The sequence below is a fragment of the Vibrio sp. 2130-1 genome, from assembly GCF_033339515.1.
The window spans coordinates 451,896-467,218 of the sequence record NZ_JAWOUT010000001.1; the positions used below are offsets into that span (position 1 = coordinate 451,896).

13 protein-coding genes are annotated in these 15,323 nt (G+C 43.8%); all 13 read left to right on the forward strand.

The genetic code is table 11. The features are described from left to right. Nucleotides 1-60 precede the first annotated feature (60 nt). The 13 genes from R7Q09_RS02180 (at nucleotide 61) to R7Q09_RS02240 (ending at nucleotide 15,304) form a co-directional block, all read left to right on the forward strand. Nucleotides 61-525 carry a hypothetical protein gene (locus tag R7Q09_RS02180; protein WP_020840888.1) on the forward strand — a complete coding sequence of 155 codons (465 nt, stop codon included), beginning with the start codon at nucleotides 61-63 and terminating at the stop codon, nucleotides 523-525. After that, a complete protein-coding gene (locus R7Q09_RS02185; protein WP_064490279.1) occupies nucleotides 525-1,103 on the forward strand; it encodes a hypothetical protein in 579 nt (192 codons plus the stop codon). Before R7Q09_RS02180 ends, R7Q09_RS02185 begins: the two co-directional genes overlap by 1 nt. A gap of 8 nt (nucleotides 1,104-1,111) precedes the next feature. After that, the gene (locus tag R7Q09_RS02190) at nucleotides 1,112-1,783 is read left to right on the forward strand and encodes a DUF6682 family protein (RefSeq protein ID WP_031856814.1); all 672 of its coding nucleotides are present in this window, start codon (nucleotides 1,112-1,114) and stop codon (nucleotides 1,781-1,783) included. A 19-nt stretch (nucleotides 1,784-1,802) separates the two neighbouring features. Then, complete coding sequence (locus R7Q09_RS02195; RefSeq protein WP_140306016.1) at nucleotides 1,803-6,365, forward strand: hypothetical protein; 4,563 nt, start codon at nucleotides 1,803-1,805, stop codon at nucleotides 6,363-6,365. After that, complete coding sequence (locus tag R7Q09_RS02200; RefSeq protein ID WP_318071023.1) at nucleotides 6,362-7,222, forward strand: hypothetical protein; 861 nt, start codon at nucleotides 6,362-6,364, stop codon at nucleotides 7,220-7,222. Before R7Q09_RS02195 ends, R7Q09_RS02200 begins: the two co-directional genes overlap by 4 nt. 121 nt (nucleotides 7,223-7,343) lie before the next feature. Next, a complete protein-coding gene (locus tag R7Q09_RS02205) occupies nucleotides 7,344-7,568 on the forward strand; it encodes a hypothetical protein (protein ID WP_020840883.1) in 225 nt (74 codons plus the stop codon). Then, nucleotides 7,568-9,178 (forward strand): hypothetical protein, encoded by a 1,611-nt coding sequence (locus R7Q09_RS02210; protein ID WP_140328583.1) that lies wholly within the window; start codon nucleotides 7,568-7,570, stop codon nucleotides 9,176-9,178. The genes R7Q09_RS02205 and R7Q09_RS02210 overlap by 1 nt, the downstream gene beginning before the upstream one ends. After that, complete coding sequence (locus tag R7Q09_RS02215) at nucleotides 9,179-11,596, forward strand: phage tail tip protein (RefSeq protein ID WP_079879343.1); 2,418 nt, start codon at nucleotides 9,179-9,181, stop codon at nucleotides 11,594-11,596. 62 nt (nucleotides 11,597-11,658) lie between these two features. After that, nucleotides 11,659-12,075, forward strand: a complete 417-nt coding sequence (locus R7Q09_RS02220; RefSeq protein WP_025507223.1) for a hypothetical protein — start codon at nucleotides 11,659-11,661, stop codon at nucleotides 12,073-12,075. Then, nucleotides 12,068-12,745: a hypothetical protein gene (locus R7Q09_RS02225; RefSeq protein ID WP_021454682.1), complete on the forward strand. Its 678-nt coding sequence runs from the start codon at nucleotides 12,068-12,070 to the stop codon at nucleotides 12,743-12,745. Before R7Q09_RS02220 ends, R7Q09_RS02225 begins: the two co-directional genes overlap by 8 nt. Nucleotides 12,746-12,764: 19 nt before the next feature. After that, entirely contained in the window at nucleotides 12,765-13,271 is a 507-nt protein-coding gene (locus R7Q09_RS02230) for a hypothetical protein (protein ID WP_021454673.1), read from the forward strand. Between the two features lie 9 nt (nucleotides 13,272-13,280). After that, on the forward strand, nucleotides 13,281-13,541 hold the full coding sequence (locus R7Q09_RS02235) for a hypothetical protein (protein ID WP_021454663.1): 261 nt from the start codon (nucleotides 13,281-13,283) through the stop codon (nucleotides 13,539-13,541). An 11-nt stretch (nucleotides 13,542-13,552) separates the two neighbouring features. Beyond that, nucleotides 13,553-15,304 carry a hypothetical protein gene (locus R7Q09_RS02240; RefSeq protein ID WP_318071022.1) on the forward strand — a complete coding sequence of 584 codons (1,752 nt, stop codon included), beginning with the start codon at nucleotides 13,553-13,555 and terminating at the stop codon, nucleotides 15,302-15,304. Nucleotides 15,305-15,323 lie beyond the last annotated feature (19 nt).

Below are 15,323 nucleotides of genomic sequence, written 5' to 3' on the forward strand. Positions count from 1 at the left end.
TATATGTTCCGTGGCAATGGCCGCAGCTCAACACATCGAATACACATAAGGGTATTGACTATGACAGCAGAAAAGAAAATTGTTTGGATCGGTGAAAAGCCAATTAAAAAAGTAAACACGCTTGGCCGTGACTACTACTTTAACCGTGGCGAACCAACCAGCGTACCGGAACAAGTGGCGCACCGATTACTGCAAATCAAATCTTGTTTTGCTACTCCTGAAAGTGCTCAGTCTCTAATCGAGAGCCTACAAGCTGAAGAGCAAAAGCGTCAGCAACTAGCGGAACGAGCGGCGCAACTAAAAGCTGAAGAAGAGAAAGCAAACACTTGGCTCGTTATGGTTGATGGTGAAGTCGTCAACATTTCCAAATACACCAAGGCGAAACTTGAAACCGTTATCCTAGCAGAAGAGCTTCCAATTGATCCGCTAGCGTTGGAAGTTCCAGAAGGCGAAACACATGCGTCAGCTCTACGCATGGCAGTGCGTGACAAGCTACACGCTAAACACGGTATTCCAGAGGCTTAATGATGAGCGCACTATCTGATTTATATCGGTTAGTGCGCCAGCGTTGCGCTGGCGTTGTCGATATCATGATGGATGACGCCTTGCGCGACTCTTACCGCGAGTTTTGCGAGAAATCAGAGTTCCTAAAAACAAAGGTCAAATTGACCGCCGTTGTGTCTGGTGTGCAAATTCCGGTTGCTGGCATTCCTACCGATTCAGCAATTCTAAAAATTGACAGCGTAGTGAGTAATTGCGGTTCTCCGCTTTACGTCAATGACGACTACGTTTTTGATCCTGTAACCAACGAGTTCACATTCACGAATCACTTTGATGTGGTGACCGTTACGGCGGTACTAAAACCAAAGCTAAATTTCGATGAGAACAACCTTAATTCATACCTAGTTGAAAATTACGGCGAAGCTCTAGCGGCTGGCGCTGCTTACCGCCTCCGACTACAGGTTGGTACAAATTGGTTTAACCCTGATCTCGCGTTGATGTACGAGCGTGAATTTATAGAGGGTTATCGCTGCGCTTACCGACTAAGCAAAGACAACTTCAATTCATTCAAAAACAAAGTGCGCAAGCACAATTTCTACTAGAGGTGTGTATGTCTGCTAATAACACTCCGGTCAAACACTTGATCGATGAGGCAGCTCGTCTCGTTGTCGATAAAAACATGATCCGTTGGGATAAAGCGTTTTGGGTTGATGCGTTCAACTCGGCAGTTCGAGCAATCCTAGCAATTCGATCTGATGCGCTAACGGCCAATGAGGACTTTGTTTGTGTTGAGGGTTCAACTCAGACAATTCCAGTAGGTGCTCGTTTTGTTGTTGATGTTCTGCGAAATAAAGGCGGCGCGGCCATTTCTGGCAATGTGGATTTGAAGATGCTTGATGATTATCGCCCTGAATGGCGTTCAGAGCCTCTTGCTAGCACGGCCAAAGCGTGGCTTTACGATGACCGAAATCCAACCACGTTCTATATGTATCCTCCGGTTGTTTCTGGAACAACCATTGAGTGCGTATTTGCAAAAGTGCCTACGCCAATAACTGAAAGCGATTACGACTCTGAAACCAAATGCGAGCTAAACCCGATGTACGACAACGCAATCATTGAGTGGCTTGTCTACCGCGCATTTAGTGAGGATGCGGAGTTTACCGCTAACGCCGCTCGTGCAACCACAGCATTAAACGCCTTTAGAACAATGCTAGGCGACAAGAGCCAAGCAGATAGCATCGTTCAACAAAAGAGCGCTGATATCAAAAACCAACCACGCTAATTAATTGGAGTAGAGCACAATGAGTAGTAGCTGGTATCGAAGAGGTACGGTAACTGTAACCGACGGCTCAAAAGAGGTTGTAGGCGTTGGTACGTTATGGGTTGATGCCGGAAATAAACCGCTAGCTGGCGATATCATGTTCATAGCTGGCAGTATTTATGAGGTCGAATCGATCACCGATAACGAACATTTGTCACTGTTCAGACCATTTACTGGCGTTCCACCAGCAAATGGTGAGTATGCGATCATTCGAAATACTTCAGTAACTATTGCAACTCGTGTGGCCGCAATGGTCGCGGCGGCTATCAACTCAAAACAAGTGTTGCTTGATGACCTTCGAGGTTATTACACATCAACGGCTGACAAGGTTCTTATTCACACTGATGACGGCTCAACTATTGAGGTTGTGCCACTTCAAACATTGGTGTCAGATATCACAAACCTGATCGCTCAGTCTGAAAGTATTAAAAACGATCTAGATAATACACAGGCGGCTCTAGACCTTGTTCGTCAATACTCTAATGCGGCTCAAGGTGTCGAAGTTGAACCAGGTAAGTATTCAGCGAAGAGCTATGCGGCTGATGCGGCGGACACGTTGGCTTTAGTGAACAAAGCAAAAAGCGATGTGGATTTAAAAGCCTCTCAAGTTCAGCAAACCAAAACTGATATTGAGCAGTTCGTAGGCACTTCGAAGGCGGACATTCAACAGTTTGTCACTACATCAAAAACTGAAATTGATGCCAAGGCTACTGCTATTAGTACGGCTATTGATACGCAAGCGACTACCGTTAAGGGCGAAATCACAACACTGGTTACGACAAGTAAGAGCCAGATTTCTGCGCAAGTAACTACTGGTAAGAGCGATATTGCCGAGCTTATTACTGGTGGAACGGACAGCATTTCTTCACTTTCTTCTACGAGTCAAAGTGAAATAACGGCGCTAGCTACCAAAAGCAAAAGTGACATTGCGGCTCTTGCTACTCAGAGCAAGAAAGATATTACGACTCTTACGACAACGAGTAAGGGTGAAATTTCAGATCTAGTGGCTGGTGGCACTAATAGCATTACGTCACTTACCGATACGAGCAAGGGTGCAATTAACACCTTAGTTAGTGCAAGCAAAACCGAAATCACGGATCTAGCTACCACAGAAAAAGCAGCCATTTCGCAGCAATCAACCGCAGCAATTAGTGAAATGACTTCACTAAAACAGAGCGCCGAACAAGCTGCATCAACGGCAACACAAAAGGCTACTCAAGCGGCTGCTTCAGCTACAAGCGCAGCACAAAGTAAAACCGATGCTCAAACCCTGAAAACGCAAACTGAAGCCTTAGCGAATGAAACAAAGCAAGTAGCAGAAGAGATTAAATCCGGTAGTTATGTTGGTTGGCAAATCTATTGCCAAAGCGAAGCAAACATGAAAGCTGCACGAATGTTAGCTAGTGAACAGTTTGCGGCTAGTGGGTTCGTTGATTTTGGTCGTCACTATAGTTCTGGCAACTATGTTCCTGTCAATGAGGGGCTTTGGTCGCAGTTAGACTCACCAAATAGCCTAAGAATAGGTAAGGTCACCAATGCTTCAGGAACGTCAAAAACTAACCATGCCGTTACGCATATCGCTGGCTTTATTTCGCAACTGATTAATATTAACGATGCATTTGAACCAAGGGCTTCGATTAAGTTCCCTGAAGCTCCGAACGGCGCAGTTGTTTATGACTCCACTGGTAACTGTCGTGGTTCTGGTAAAGTAAATCTAGATTTGTCTAAGGAAGTTGATCCTAAGTATGGGGATGTTGCTGCTAATAGTAATGAAGCAGTTGCTCGTGCATTTGAGGGAGATTGTAAAAATGGCGACTTTAGAAACGGTACATCTAATTGGGGTATTAGCGGTAGCAACGTAAACAACTCCCTTTCTCTTGGCAGTTCTGGTGGGTATGTCAACGGGCAACAAACGGGAGAATCAGCATACTTCGATAACTACACATCATTTGAGGCTGGCTCTACATACAGAATTAAAGGTGTAGTTAATGTTGAAAATATAGGTAGTGGTTGGCGGCTATATACTCGTGATCATGCAGGTGGCGGTATCGTATTTGAATCAACAACAGGCACTGGACTTCAAGCGTTTGAGGTTAACTTTACATTCAATAGCGCTTGGACGGGCGCAAAGCTTCAGTTGCACTACCAAGCACGAGCTTTGTTTAAGGGTACGTTTAAATACCTATCAGTTCAAAAGGTAACCGAAGAGGTAGTAACGGAGCGTGTTGATATGTTTGGTTTTGAGTTCTTCTTAGAGGAAGTCAGCAAGGCCAATCCATTTGTTTACCCTTATGGTTGTATTCAGTCGCTTGCTTCCACAATGGAAGGCATTGCTACTACAGGCTCTAATAGACCTGTAACTTATTATGCCGCTTTTGATGGTGATACAGGCTCAAAAGGTAAAGGCGTTGACTTTTGGGCTGCAACGGATGAGCAGAAGAGAGCTTTAGTTTCTAATCCTGAACACAACATTTATTTACTTGATGATGGACGACTTGTTCAATGGCGTGTGCGTCAGAGAACTATTGCAGGTGCAGGTAATGGGGATTGGGAAGGCTTTAGCCCTGTCGATGCAACACAACACTATTTACATTTCTACGGCGTGTTTAGTAACTGTTCGGTGGTTAATCCACAGGGCATTAAAGATGTACTCGGAGGTAATGGCACTTCATTTGGTAAACCTAATAATGTTCTTGGGTATGGCGTTTTTGATGGCAACGTTGAGCCTATTCGTCCAGATGAAAGTTTGGGCGCGTATAAAGTTCGTTTCTCTCATGCTTCAGATGGTTCTTACGCAGTAAACGGTGAGTGTTATTTCTATGTTTGCGGTGTAGTTCCTCGATTAAACAAAGGTGCTTATCATCCAAGCTTTAACCCATTAGGTACTAAGAGTTGGGTTCAATCTGGCAAAGGTTGGAATGCTCAGTGGTGGCAAATGACGGGAATTAGTTCTACTCGTCAGTGTTTTGATTACAAGACAGCATCAAGTGACCTAACTCAAGCTGGTGCTAACGAAGAGTTCTCAGGTTTTATTGGTTCTCGCGACGGTTCAAGTCGTCCCGATGGTCGTTTCTATGATGCTATCTACGCTTCTGGTTGGGGCGGTGTGATCGACTACCGATTTAGTGCTTGGGATATGGGGAGCAAAGATGAAGCGGCTAAGATTTTCCAAAAGCTAGAGAATGGTACTTATCGTGGCAAGGAGTTTGCTACTCGTTGTGATTTGTTCGTTCGAACAAGTACAGAGCCTTATTTTTATGGTGGTAAAACTGCTATATGGATTGAGGGAATTGATGACTTCATTGGTTCTCGGAATCCTAGAGATTTCAAGGTAAATGGTTACACAGTGGTAACCGCAGCCACAGATGGACACGGGCAGTATGTGTATTTCGATTCTAAGTACGGCGATATTTCATCTTATTGGAAGTCTGTCAGTAACAACTTAGTCGTCACTTCACCTACCAATATACCAGTGTCTGGCAATTTTAATATGATTGATGTGCTTGGTTCACCAGAGCGTATTTTGGCTAAAACTGATCTAGCAAATGGCTGGCTTGGTGGCTGGATTCCGGTTGTTCCAAACAATACATTGGTGGCAAATAAATTTCCGATGACTCACGTTGCGGTGGACAAGGATATGCGAATGTATTGGAGCGACGGTGACGCAGCTTGGCAAACCGGAACTTATACGTTCTCTTCATCATTAAATGCGCGTGATAACGGTTCTGTAATCCCATCAACTCGCGTTGCATTACATTCTTATACTGCTAGCGCAAAACTTACTAAATCAGCAAACATCAAGCCTATATTAAATGGCGCTAATGGCGTCGGTGATGTTTACGCAACGATGTTTAATGATCGTACTCGTGGTGGATTATTACGGGAAAGTTTTATAAACAAAGTTGTTAGTGGCTACTCGCAGAAGCATCCACACAGCCAAGTAGTGAAGCTGAACAAATGTACGTTGCTTGATGGATATTTTGCTAGTAACCCTGATTTCTCGCCAACGCATGAATGTATTGCACTAGGTGAACCAGCTTATGATGATTCAGCAATCAAAGTGTTGTGGAGTCAGAGTTCAAATAACCAACAGGCCAATTTAAATCTATCATTCAATGAGTTGATTTGGGTTGGTAGCTATTCGTCGTTGAACGTAACCAAAATTACGTCCACTAACACTGCGACTGATGGTGTTGCTGGTCAGTTTTATTTAACCGATCCAAGTATTACAAATGCTTTGGGTAATAAGTTGCTTCGCTGCGTTAAGTCTTTTACTGCGTCTTGGGGGGATGTGTGGTTAGAGAACGGAAAAGGCTTTGTGTATATCACTGCTCCAACGGGAGATCCTTTCTTGGTCGTATATGGTTCACAGTCGGACTTATGGGGTGATGATGGAAAACTGCGAATCGTAAGTGAGGTTGGGACATATAAGAATCTCAATGGTGATTTATGTCTATATGGTACGCATGAGCTGGCAATTCCATACGGCTACACAAAGAACAAAGCTCGTGCTGGTTCTCAAGTTAGTGGGGTGGATTTATGATCATTGATACCGACTACACAGCTCTAACCGATATTGATGAGAATATCCGGCATTATTATGCTGAAGATGTTCGAGAACGAGTGATTGGCTACGCAGAGGGGGAGGAAACTTCCCCTATAACTGAGCAATACACGGTTATCGTTCTTAATAAGCCTGAAGAAATTACTTATCAGGATGCAAACCAAAGACGCTGGGAGGGTAAGTCTTGGGAGCAACTTGTTAAGCCAGAGCTTGAGCGAGCAATTGCTTGGGAAGATTTTCAAGTAAACCACGATCAATATCTTCAATGGCTGGTGGATGTAGAGAACTTTGTTCCTGAAATCACTATTGGCGAAGATGGTGAAGAAGTTGCCACGTTGCCACCAGCGCGGCCAGTGATCGATATGCAAAATCGCCGCGCCGTTTATGAAGTGATTGAAGTGTCATACGACGCTAATTATTACACTCATAATGGTGAATACGATTATTTGGTCAATGATGAAGAGTTTACTGTTACCAAGACGCCAGTTGTCGAGAGAAAGCCTGACAATGTGATCGCGGAGTTTCATCGGAACAAGGCGCAAGCTTTGCGAGATGAAATAAAACTATCAAACATCTTTATTCATGGATATGAGTTCCAAGTTCGCCAAGTTGACCGGAACAACATGGATGAAACGCTATGGTATGCAGAGCGAAATAATCTTCTGGATAAAGAGACGGTCTGGATTGCAGCAAATAATGAACCTGTAAGACTGACGTACAATCAAATCCAACAAATTAAAGATGCTTATGCGATTCGATTGGAAAAGCTATTTAATCAATATGCCACTTGGACAGAAGGGGATATGCAAACTCCATTCGAATTTTTAGAAATCTAAAGTCATCGATTGGTGATTTTTGTTTTCAATCGAGAAAGTGTTTTTATTCCGAGTTATTATTGGTCAAGCATTGCAGTTTATGACGGGGTGCGAAAGTGCCCCGAATTGAAAGGGGCGAAAGATGTTAGAGAAGTTACTAAACAACAATCCACTAGGCGTTGTGATGTTGTGTGCTTCGATAGTTGGGACTGGCTATGTGATGAATTATCGCTTGAACAGTATCGAGACGACTCAACAAAACATTGGCACTGATGTAAAAGATATTCGCCAAGATATAAGCGCTCTACAGGCCGATGTTGCTGGCTTGAAAGCCGTTGCTGATTACAAAGAGAGAGCAGGTAAATAATGCCTAGAATTAACGTCGCTACTTTCTTTGGAGAACGGCCAAAACAGACGCCGAGACTCCTACCAAATGAATATGCTACAAAAGCGGTAGATTGTCAGTTTCCGGTTGGAAACCTTCAGCCTTACCTTGGCTTGAAGGACACCTCTGAAAGCTTAACGGAAAGCCATAGAACGGTTTATAAGTTTTTAGATTGGTGGTTCAAGTGGAAAACTGATGTTGATGTGGTTGTGTCGCCAATTGTTGGTGACCCTTGGAACCGTGTTTATTTTACAAGTGATACCGGAGTTCGTGTTACCAATAACCAGATATTTAATGGTGTTGGTGATCTTCCCGTTGACTCTTATCCATTAGGAGTGCCAGCGCCAGAGCATGGCGTGACAGCAAAAGTAAATGCTCCTGATCCTCTACCCGAAGAAGACGAGGCAACCGACGACGAAACTCGTTTTTATATCTACACTCTTGTTAGCGAACAAGAAGAGGAAGGGGCGCAATCTCCGATCAGCAATCAAGCTGAAATTAAGTTCCCTGAGAGTACGGTTACGCTGACATTTCAAAGTGAAGGTGTTTTATCCGGCAATATCACTAAACGTCGAATCTATAGAACGTCAACAGAGGGTGGTGTTTCTGACTTCTATCTGGTTGGGGAAATTCCGATTTCACAAAATACGTTTGTGGATGATAAGTCAGCCGATGATCTTGGGTTCCCGCTGGAAAGTGAAAAATACGAAATGCCTAACAAAAAGCTACGGTTTTTAACCCTAATGCCTAACGGAATTATGGCTGGTGGCTATGACCGAACTGTTTGTTTTAGTGAGCCGTATTTGCTTCACGCATGGCCTGTAGATTATCAGCTTACAACAGAGCACGAAATCGTAGCAATGGAATCAGTGAGCAATATGCTATTGGTTGGCACGAAAGGTTACCCTTGGGTGTTCCAAGGTATCACCAGTGATGCGATCAGTGGGCGAAAGCTTGAGTCTATGCAAGCGTGTGTTTCCAAGCGCTCTATGAGAAATATCGACAACCTAATTATCTATGCGTCTCCTCATGGCCTTTGTGCGTTCACTGGTCAAGACGTTGAGCTAATTACCAAAGATATTATTGACTCTAAGCAGTGGGAAGCATTGGAGCCAGAAACCATTGAAGCTTACTACTACGATGGAAAGTATTTGGCTTTTTACGGAAAGGCGCTTGATAAGTCGTTCATATTCGACCCTAAAACGGGTGGCATTACGTTCCATTCTCTAGGTTCAAACCTTGGATTTACTGACTTAGTGACAGGTACGCTTTATGTTCGAAGCGAAGATGGAACAAAATTGGCTGAATGGAACAAGGGCCAACCTAAAGCGTATGTTTGGCGTTCTAAAGAGTATTACGCCATGTATCCAACACTTAGTACGCTGTATATCCGAGCGGAAGATCCGGCATTGGTTGGAATGAAAATTATCGTTGATGGAGTCGTCATCAAAGATTACGAGATAGGTACGTTAACTAATCGACCTATACGCATTCCACCAGCAAGGGGCAACTCATGGCAATTTGAAGTTTATGGCACTGGAATATTAGAAGAGGTGATCATTGCTTCTAGTATGGCAGAGGTTTACGGGTAAATGGCAGTTCGTACATTACAAGGCGGCAAAAAGCTAAAGGGTAAATTCCAATCTATTCCCCACAAGAAAGGAAGTGACGCTGTAATGGATGCAGTTGCCGACAACTTGGAACAGTTGATCGGTATGCGTGGCGAGGGCGGCAAAAAAGCCGTCCTTTGGGAAGATATGAAAAAGCTCGGTTTTGCTGACTACAGAAACGGTAAATTACAGAGCACAATTAATATCCCAAGTTCGGACGGCGGTAGTGGTGATCCGATTGTTGGTGAGGAAGTTCAGACGCCAACTACACCACAAAACTTAGTGGTTAAATCTGGCTTTGGTATCGCACTGCTTTCGTGGGATACCGCGCCATATAAAGGCCATGCTTACACCGAAATTTATCAAGCAAGAGATAACGTATTTGCAAATGCTATTGTGGTGCAAACAACTCCGTCTAGCGTTGCGTCATTGCCGATTGAGCCTACGGGTGATTATTACTATTGGATCAAGTTCGTAAACCTAAAAGGCGAACGTTCAGCGATTAACTCAATTAATGGTACTCATGCAAAGAGCGTTGTTGACCCTCAATATTACCTTGACCTGATCATTAAGGAGATGGAAGAACATCCCGAACTAATTCCTTTACCGGAGGCATTAGAAGGCATTGATTTTTCATCCATTCCAGACGCAGAAACTATTGAGAATATCGACGTATTATTAGCGGAAGCAGCTATGCAAAACGCTGTAACCGTTGATAAGGAAAGCGCATTTCGCAGAGAAGAGAACCGGACATTAAGGGCCGAGATTGAAACCAACTACTACACAGCAGTTGAAACCGATAAGGCAATGGCGGTTTTAAGAGAGTCGGTTACTTCTCAGATCGAGGAAAACGAGACATCAATTCTTGCTCAGATCAAACGAGAGTACGCAACGAAGGTTGAAGTTGATAGCGCGTTATCGGCATTAAGAGAGTCTGTTAAGTCAGAAATTCAGTCTAATGGGGAGTCAATTCTTGCGCAGGTAGGCCAAGAGTTTGCGACTCAAGTTGAGCTTGATAAGGCTATATCTACAGCCAAGTTAGATCTCGAAACTCAGTTAGGCGATTCGATTTCAAGCATTGAGCAAAACTACGCGACGAACGCCAAGCTAACGTCAGCAATTTCTCAATTAAATACGTCGTTATCAGCGTCAATTGAAGGAGTTGAGAGCAATCTATCAACCAACTATAAAACGTGGGTTGATACTGAAAAGGCGATCAATATTGCAACCAATTCGTTGTCTTCAAAAATTGGAGAGGTTGAGAGTAACTTAGCCAACAACTATTACACTGAAGCGCAAACCGATCAGGCCATTGCTAAATCTGCTTTGACGCTGCAATCATCAATTGACGGTGTTAGCTCGAATCTATCCAAGAACTACTACACAAAGACGCAAACCAATCAGGCGATTAGTACCGAGATTGGAAAAGTTAATGCAACGGTTAACGGCGTTTCATCTTCAGTCACACAGATTAGTGAAGCATTGGCCGATCTTGATGATGGCTATTCTGCGTTGTGGGGCGTTAAAACAAGCATAGGTGGAATGACGGCTAGTGTTGCTCTTATAGCCAAGTCTTCCACTGATACGAGCACAGCAAACGCAGAATTTGTTGTTAAGAACGCAGGGTTTAAAGTCGCTTACGACAAGAATACTGGTGGTACAGGTAGCAACAGCATCGTTCCGGTTTTTGGCACTATCAAAAACCCAGCCTATCAGGATTGGGTTAACGGCGGTCAAGTTGGTACAGCTCCGCCAAAATATGTACTCGCAATCGACACTGCATCAATCAAGGTTGCAGACATTAGAGATCTGGTTGCTGGCGATGTAGTGGCAACAAGCGTGCAAGCAAATACAGTGATCGCAAACGTAACGTTACGAGCGTCAACGATTAATGACCCGAACAGCAAGTTCTATGTGAGCGCGGCTGGTGTGGCAAAAATGGTTGATGCTGATGTTTCGGGGAAAATTACCGCGACTTCTGGTGTGCTAAGGAACGTTACGATTACTGATTCTTGCGATATTCAAGGTCGTCTCAATGTTAATCAGATCGTTGGTGATGTAATAAAACCTTATCCGTACACGGTTATGAAGACAGAAAGTACTACAGGACTAATTCAGACGCTCTACTCAGTAAATATTCCAATGGCTACTTGGGATCGTGAGGTTGTTTGGGGGAGTGTGTATGTGACTACGTTCGGTGCATGGTTTGATTTTTTAATTAATGATGAGGTTGTTCATAGTCAAGATGTTGGTGGTATGAGCGCTCAAAACTCACCGATCTGGCGGCATAGTCTTCCGGCTGGTAAGGCTTATAAGGTTAGTTTGCGCGCAAGAAACCACGAAAACAATTCTTGGCATGTGTGGAACTCATCTGGATTAGTGCTCACCTACAAAGCTTAGGTTTAGTGCTTTTGGAATTGCGCCATTTTGTTAAGGTGCTCTAGATCGTTCAGGGGTAAAAAGTGCGGTTCGCTAAAGTTGATCACAACAATTATATCTACATGCTTGTGAGAAAGCTTGTTTACGTGGCTGGTCGTGATGATTTGCCGGATTTGCCGAAAGAGGTGATCAGTAAGTTGGATAGTGGTGATGCACACTTGTTTGTTGGTGAACGTTGTGGCGCAGTTTTGGAGGTGACGCACGAAGATAACGAGATAGTTATGTATGTGGTTTTTGGATGGTCTGATAACGGACATGGCATATCAGATTACATCAATGCGTACTATCAACTTGCTAAAGATGTGGGAGCAGAAAAGATTGTTTCATTGGCTCGAAGAGCAGGTGTGTACAGGCTTTGGCGCGCTCACGGATTTAAAAAAGTAGGGTACAATGAGCAAGGTTTAATCAGGTTTGAGAAAAGGCTGGTAAACAATGGGTAAAGGGCCAGAAAAAGCAAAACCAACTGCCGATCAGATTGCAGCAGCAGAGGTGGCGGCTAAAGAGTGGAATAGATATCAAGAGGTGTTTGTTCCAATTGAAAACGAATATATGCGTATCACCGAAAAAATGGGGGACGAGGCAAACTACGAGAAAATAGCAGGAGCGGCCAATACAACGTCGAATAGTGCAACGAGTTCGGCTGTCAATCAGACTCAAAAACAATTGTCGGCATCTGGCTTTAATCCAAGTTCAGGTAAGGCGTCTAGCGCTTCAAACGACATAATCTCAGGCTCCAATGCCAACGAGGTACAAACTACTGCGCAAGGCCAACACAACGTAACCGAGCGTTTTACTGGCAATCTTCAAAACGTAGTTGCAATGGGGCGAGGTCAGGCGACTCAAGCTACGGCAGGGCTTAACGATATTGCGGCGGCGTCAGCGCGCAAGGCCAACCAAGCTGCAATTGATGAAGCTAACGCCGTATCTATTCCGGCGGCGGTTGCTGGCGCTGGTGCCTCTTTACTTACTGGCACCGATACAGGCAAAGAGATGCTATCAAGCGCTGGACAGGGATTAAGTAATTACTTCAAACCAGATACTTACAAAAGTATGAAATCAGACGATGGCTTTGCGCCAATGGGCGGCGCTAGTTCATACGGTTTAAGTTAAACGTTAGGAGAAAATAATCATGCCTCAAGAGGGTGAATTAGGTTATTACAATCCAAATACTGGCCGTTCAGCCGCGCCAGCCACAACCTCTCCAACCGCCAGTGTTAAAAGCGATAATCTTTCAAACATGATGGTTAACGCTTATGGTAATCCTGAATACATATACGCGAATCTTACGAGAAAGCAGTACGAAGATTATCTAAAGCGCTTCCAACAATATGAGAATCAACTTATCGATCTTGCTATGACCGATAATTTGTTAAATAAGCAGTTAGATAGAAATAACGCAAATGCCACGAAGAACTTAGAACAAGCCAATATCAATGCTGCAAATGCAACTAGAAAGTATGGTTTAGGTGATCTTCGAACTGATCAGCAAAAACGAAACTTGGAAATGAATAACGCGCTTGCCCTAGCTTCAACTAATAACAACACTCGCCAAGCCATAAACGATTTACAAGTCGGATTGATGACGGGTGTTTCGTCAGGAAGCAGAAACTTAATTAACTCAGTTGGTGGAGTGTAGGGGGTTAATATGGGATACGGTCTAATTGATATTGGTCGAAACAACGCGAGAAGTTCGCTTGATACTTACAGAAATCTATCTAACCAAGAGCAACAGCGCAAACAAGTGAACGAGCAGCTTAAACAACAATACAAGCAAGGTATTGCGTCAGGTATCGGCACCGGTGCAACTCTAGGTGCAACAATTGGTAGTGTTGTGCCTGTAGTGGGTACTGTTGCTGGTGGTGCAATTGGTGCCGTTCTTGGTGGTCTAGCTGCGTCGTTTTTTTAGAGGTTTTTTTCATGGCAAACGTTATTGGTAGTTTTAATGAAGGCGTTCGAGTTGGTGCAGGATTAATTGACCTACACAACCGCCAGCAAGATCGTGAGTTGTGGAGACAAGAACACAACGAAGACCGAGAACGAAAGAAAATCTTGCAACAGCGAGAAGATATTCGTTGGCAGCAAGGGCTTGAAGATCGAGAACAACAAAAGTTACAGCGTAAAGATGATTTAGATTGGCAAGCCAAAAGCCGAAGACAACAAGAAAAGCAGTGGGCGAAAGCAGAGCTTACATTTAAGCAGCAACAGGAAGAATATAACCATAAGAAAACACTTATGGAACGCCAAGAAGGTTTTCAAACAATCTTCCTTCCAGCGATTGATAAGGCGATTGCCAGCGGCGATTTTTCCTTAATGGAGACGCCGGAGTTTGCAGATTATGTAGCTAAAAACCCTCAATTTGATGTGAACAACATTCTTGGTAGTGATGCTGGCAAGGCTTTAGGTGAGGCGGCGACTTTGTTCAACAAAATGGCACAAGGTGAAATGCCAGCAGAAAATGACCCAATGTTGATCAATGCAGTGGAAACATTAATGCCTGAAATCACCAAGGCAAAAGGTTTACCTACGATCTACACGGATAAGGATGGTAAGCAACATCAAATAGTTGAGAGAAAAGTTTCGGCAGTTCGAATCACTCAAGGCGGTGGGGCAGTTATTGAGCAAGATCTAACTCTTGATAATGGCAAAACTGTCACAGTTCCGGTTACTCAAAACCGAACAAGCAAACCAGATGACAATATCTTAGTTGTGCCATTGTCGGAGTTTAGTAACCGAATGAAAACCATGATTGATACTCGTCAGCATTTGAACCGTGAAGAGTTGAACAACTGGCGTCAACTTCAAACAGGTCGATCTCTGAACTTCGATGAAAATGGCAATGTTGTATATGGTGGTCGCTCAGGCCGTTCTAGTCGATCTGGCTCTAGTGGTTCATCTTCTTCAATGGCTCAATTGGCGAAGCAACAACTATCTGAACAAAACGGAATTAATAGTAAGTATGACGAACAGATTGTCAAACTTGACCGCAATATGTTCGATAAGGAACAAGATTATCAGGCTGAAATTGATCGCTTGAATCGAGAAAGGGAGAAGGCACTAGAGCGTCATACGATGATGTATTTGCCACTAACAGGTTATGATCCTCAATACTTAACCAAGGAACAAGCGCAAAGTATGGCAAGAAAACGAGCGCAAGCGTTTGTTGAGTCATATCCTGATTATGAGTTCCAAGCGGGCAGCAAAGCGCAACTTCAGTCTTATCTAATGGAAAACCCAGCCGCGACGCCTGATCAGGTAAATAAGGCTATTCAAGAGATGATTAAAAGTAAAGATATCATCAAGAAAAAGCCATCTAATGAAACGCTGATAAGCGAGTCTCAAGAGTTCACCAATGGCGAGAAGAAGGCCGCCGGACAGACAGAAGGTGAACCGTCAAATCAAGGCGAGTTAGAGGCTTTACGAGAGGAAATCCTAAACTCTGATGGAACTTATCAAGAAAAGCTTGCAGCAATTAAGGCAGCGAACTTGAGTCCTGAAGAGCAACAACAGGCAATGGATTGGCTTAACTATAGTGGCTTTTATAGCGCAGCCGATAAGCTAACAAGTAACGCCAGAGATAACTTAAAAACTCAGGCTCAACGAGTAGAAGAGCAGCGTAAAAATGCGCCACCAGCCGCACGCTACATGGCATTAGGTTTGGCTAATCGTTAATTCATCGAACGTAAACAAA

Bases quoted from the DNA above. Each gene is read 5' to 3' on its own strand.
- R7Q09_RS02180 (WP_020840888.1), top strand. From the start codon at position 61: ATGACAGCAGAAAAGAAAATTGTTTGGATCGGTGAAAAGCCAATTAAA.
- R7Q09_RS02185 (WP_064490279.1), top strand. From the start codon at position 525: ATGATGAGCGCACTATCTGATTTATATCGGTTAGTGCGCCAGCGTTGC.
- R7Q09_RS02190 (WP_031856814.1), top strand. From the start codon at position 1,112: ATGTCTGCTAATAACACTCCGGTCAAACACTTGATCGATGAGGCAGCT.
- R7Q09_RS02195 (WP_140306016.1), top strand. From the start codon at position 1,803: ATGAGTAGTAGCTGGTATCGAAGAGGTACGGTAACTGTAACCGACGGC.
- R7Q09_RS02200 (WP_318071023.1), top strand. From the start codon at position 6,362: ATGATCATTGATACCGACTACACAGCTCTAACCGATATTGATGAGAAT.
- R7Q09_RS02205 (WP_020840883.1), top strand. From the start codon at position 7,344: ATGTTAGAGAAGTTACTAAACAACAATCCACTAGGCGTTGTGATGTTG.
- R7Q09_RS02210 (WP_140328583.1), top strand. From the start codon at position 7,568: ATGCCTAGAATTAACGTCGCTACTTTCTTTGGAGAACGGCCAAAACAG.
- R7Q09_RS02215 (WP_079879343.1), top strand. From the start codon at position 9,179: ATGGCAGTTCGTACATTACAAGGCGGCAAAAAGCTAAAGGGTAAATTC.
- R7Q09_RS02225 (WP_021454682.1), top strand. From the start codon at position 12,068: ATGGGTAAAGGGCCAGAAAAAGCAAAACCAACTGCCGATCAGATTGCA.
- R7Q09_RS02230 (WP_021454673.1), top strand. From the start codon at position 12,765: ATGCCTCAAGAGGGTGAATTAGGTTATTACAATCCAAATACTGGCCGT.
- R7Q09_RS02235 (WP_021454663.1), top strand. From the start codon at position 13,281: ATGGGATACGGTCTAATTGATATTGGTCGAAACAACGCGAGAAGTTCG.
- R7Q09_RS02240 (WP_318071022.1), top strand. From the start codon at position 13,553: ATGGCAAACGTTATTGGTAGTTTTAATGAAGGCGTTCGAGTTGGTGCA.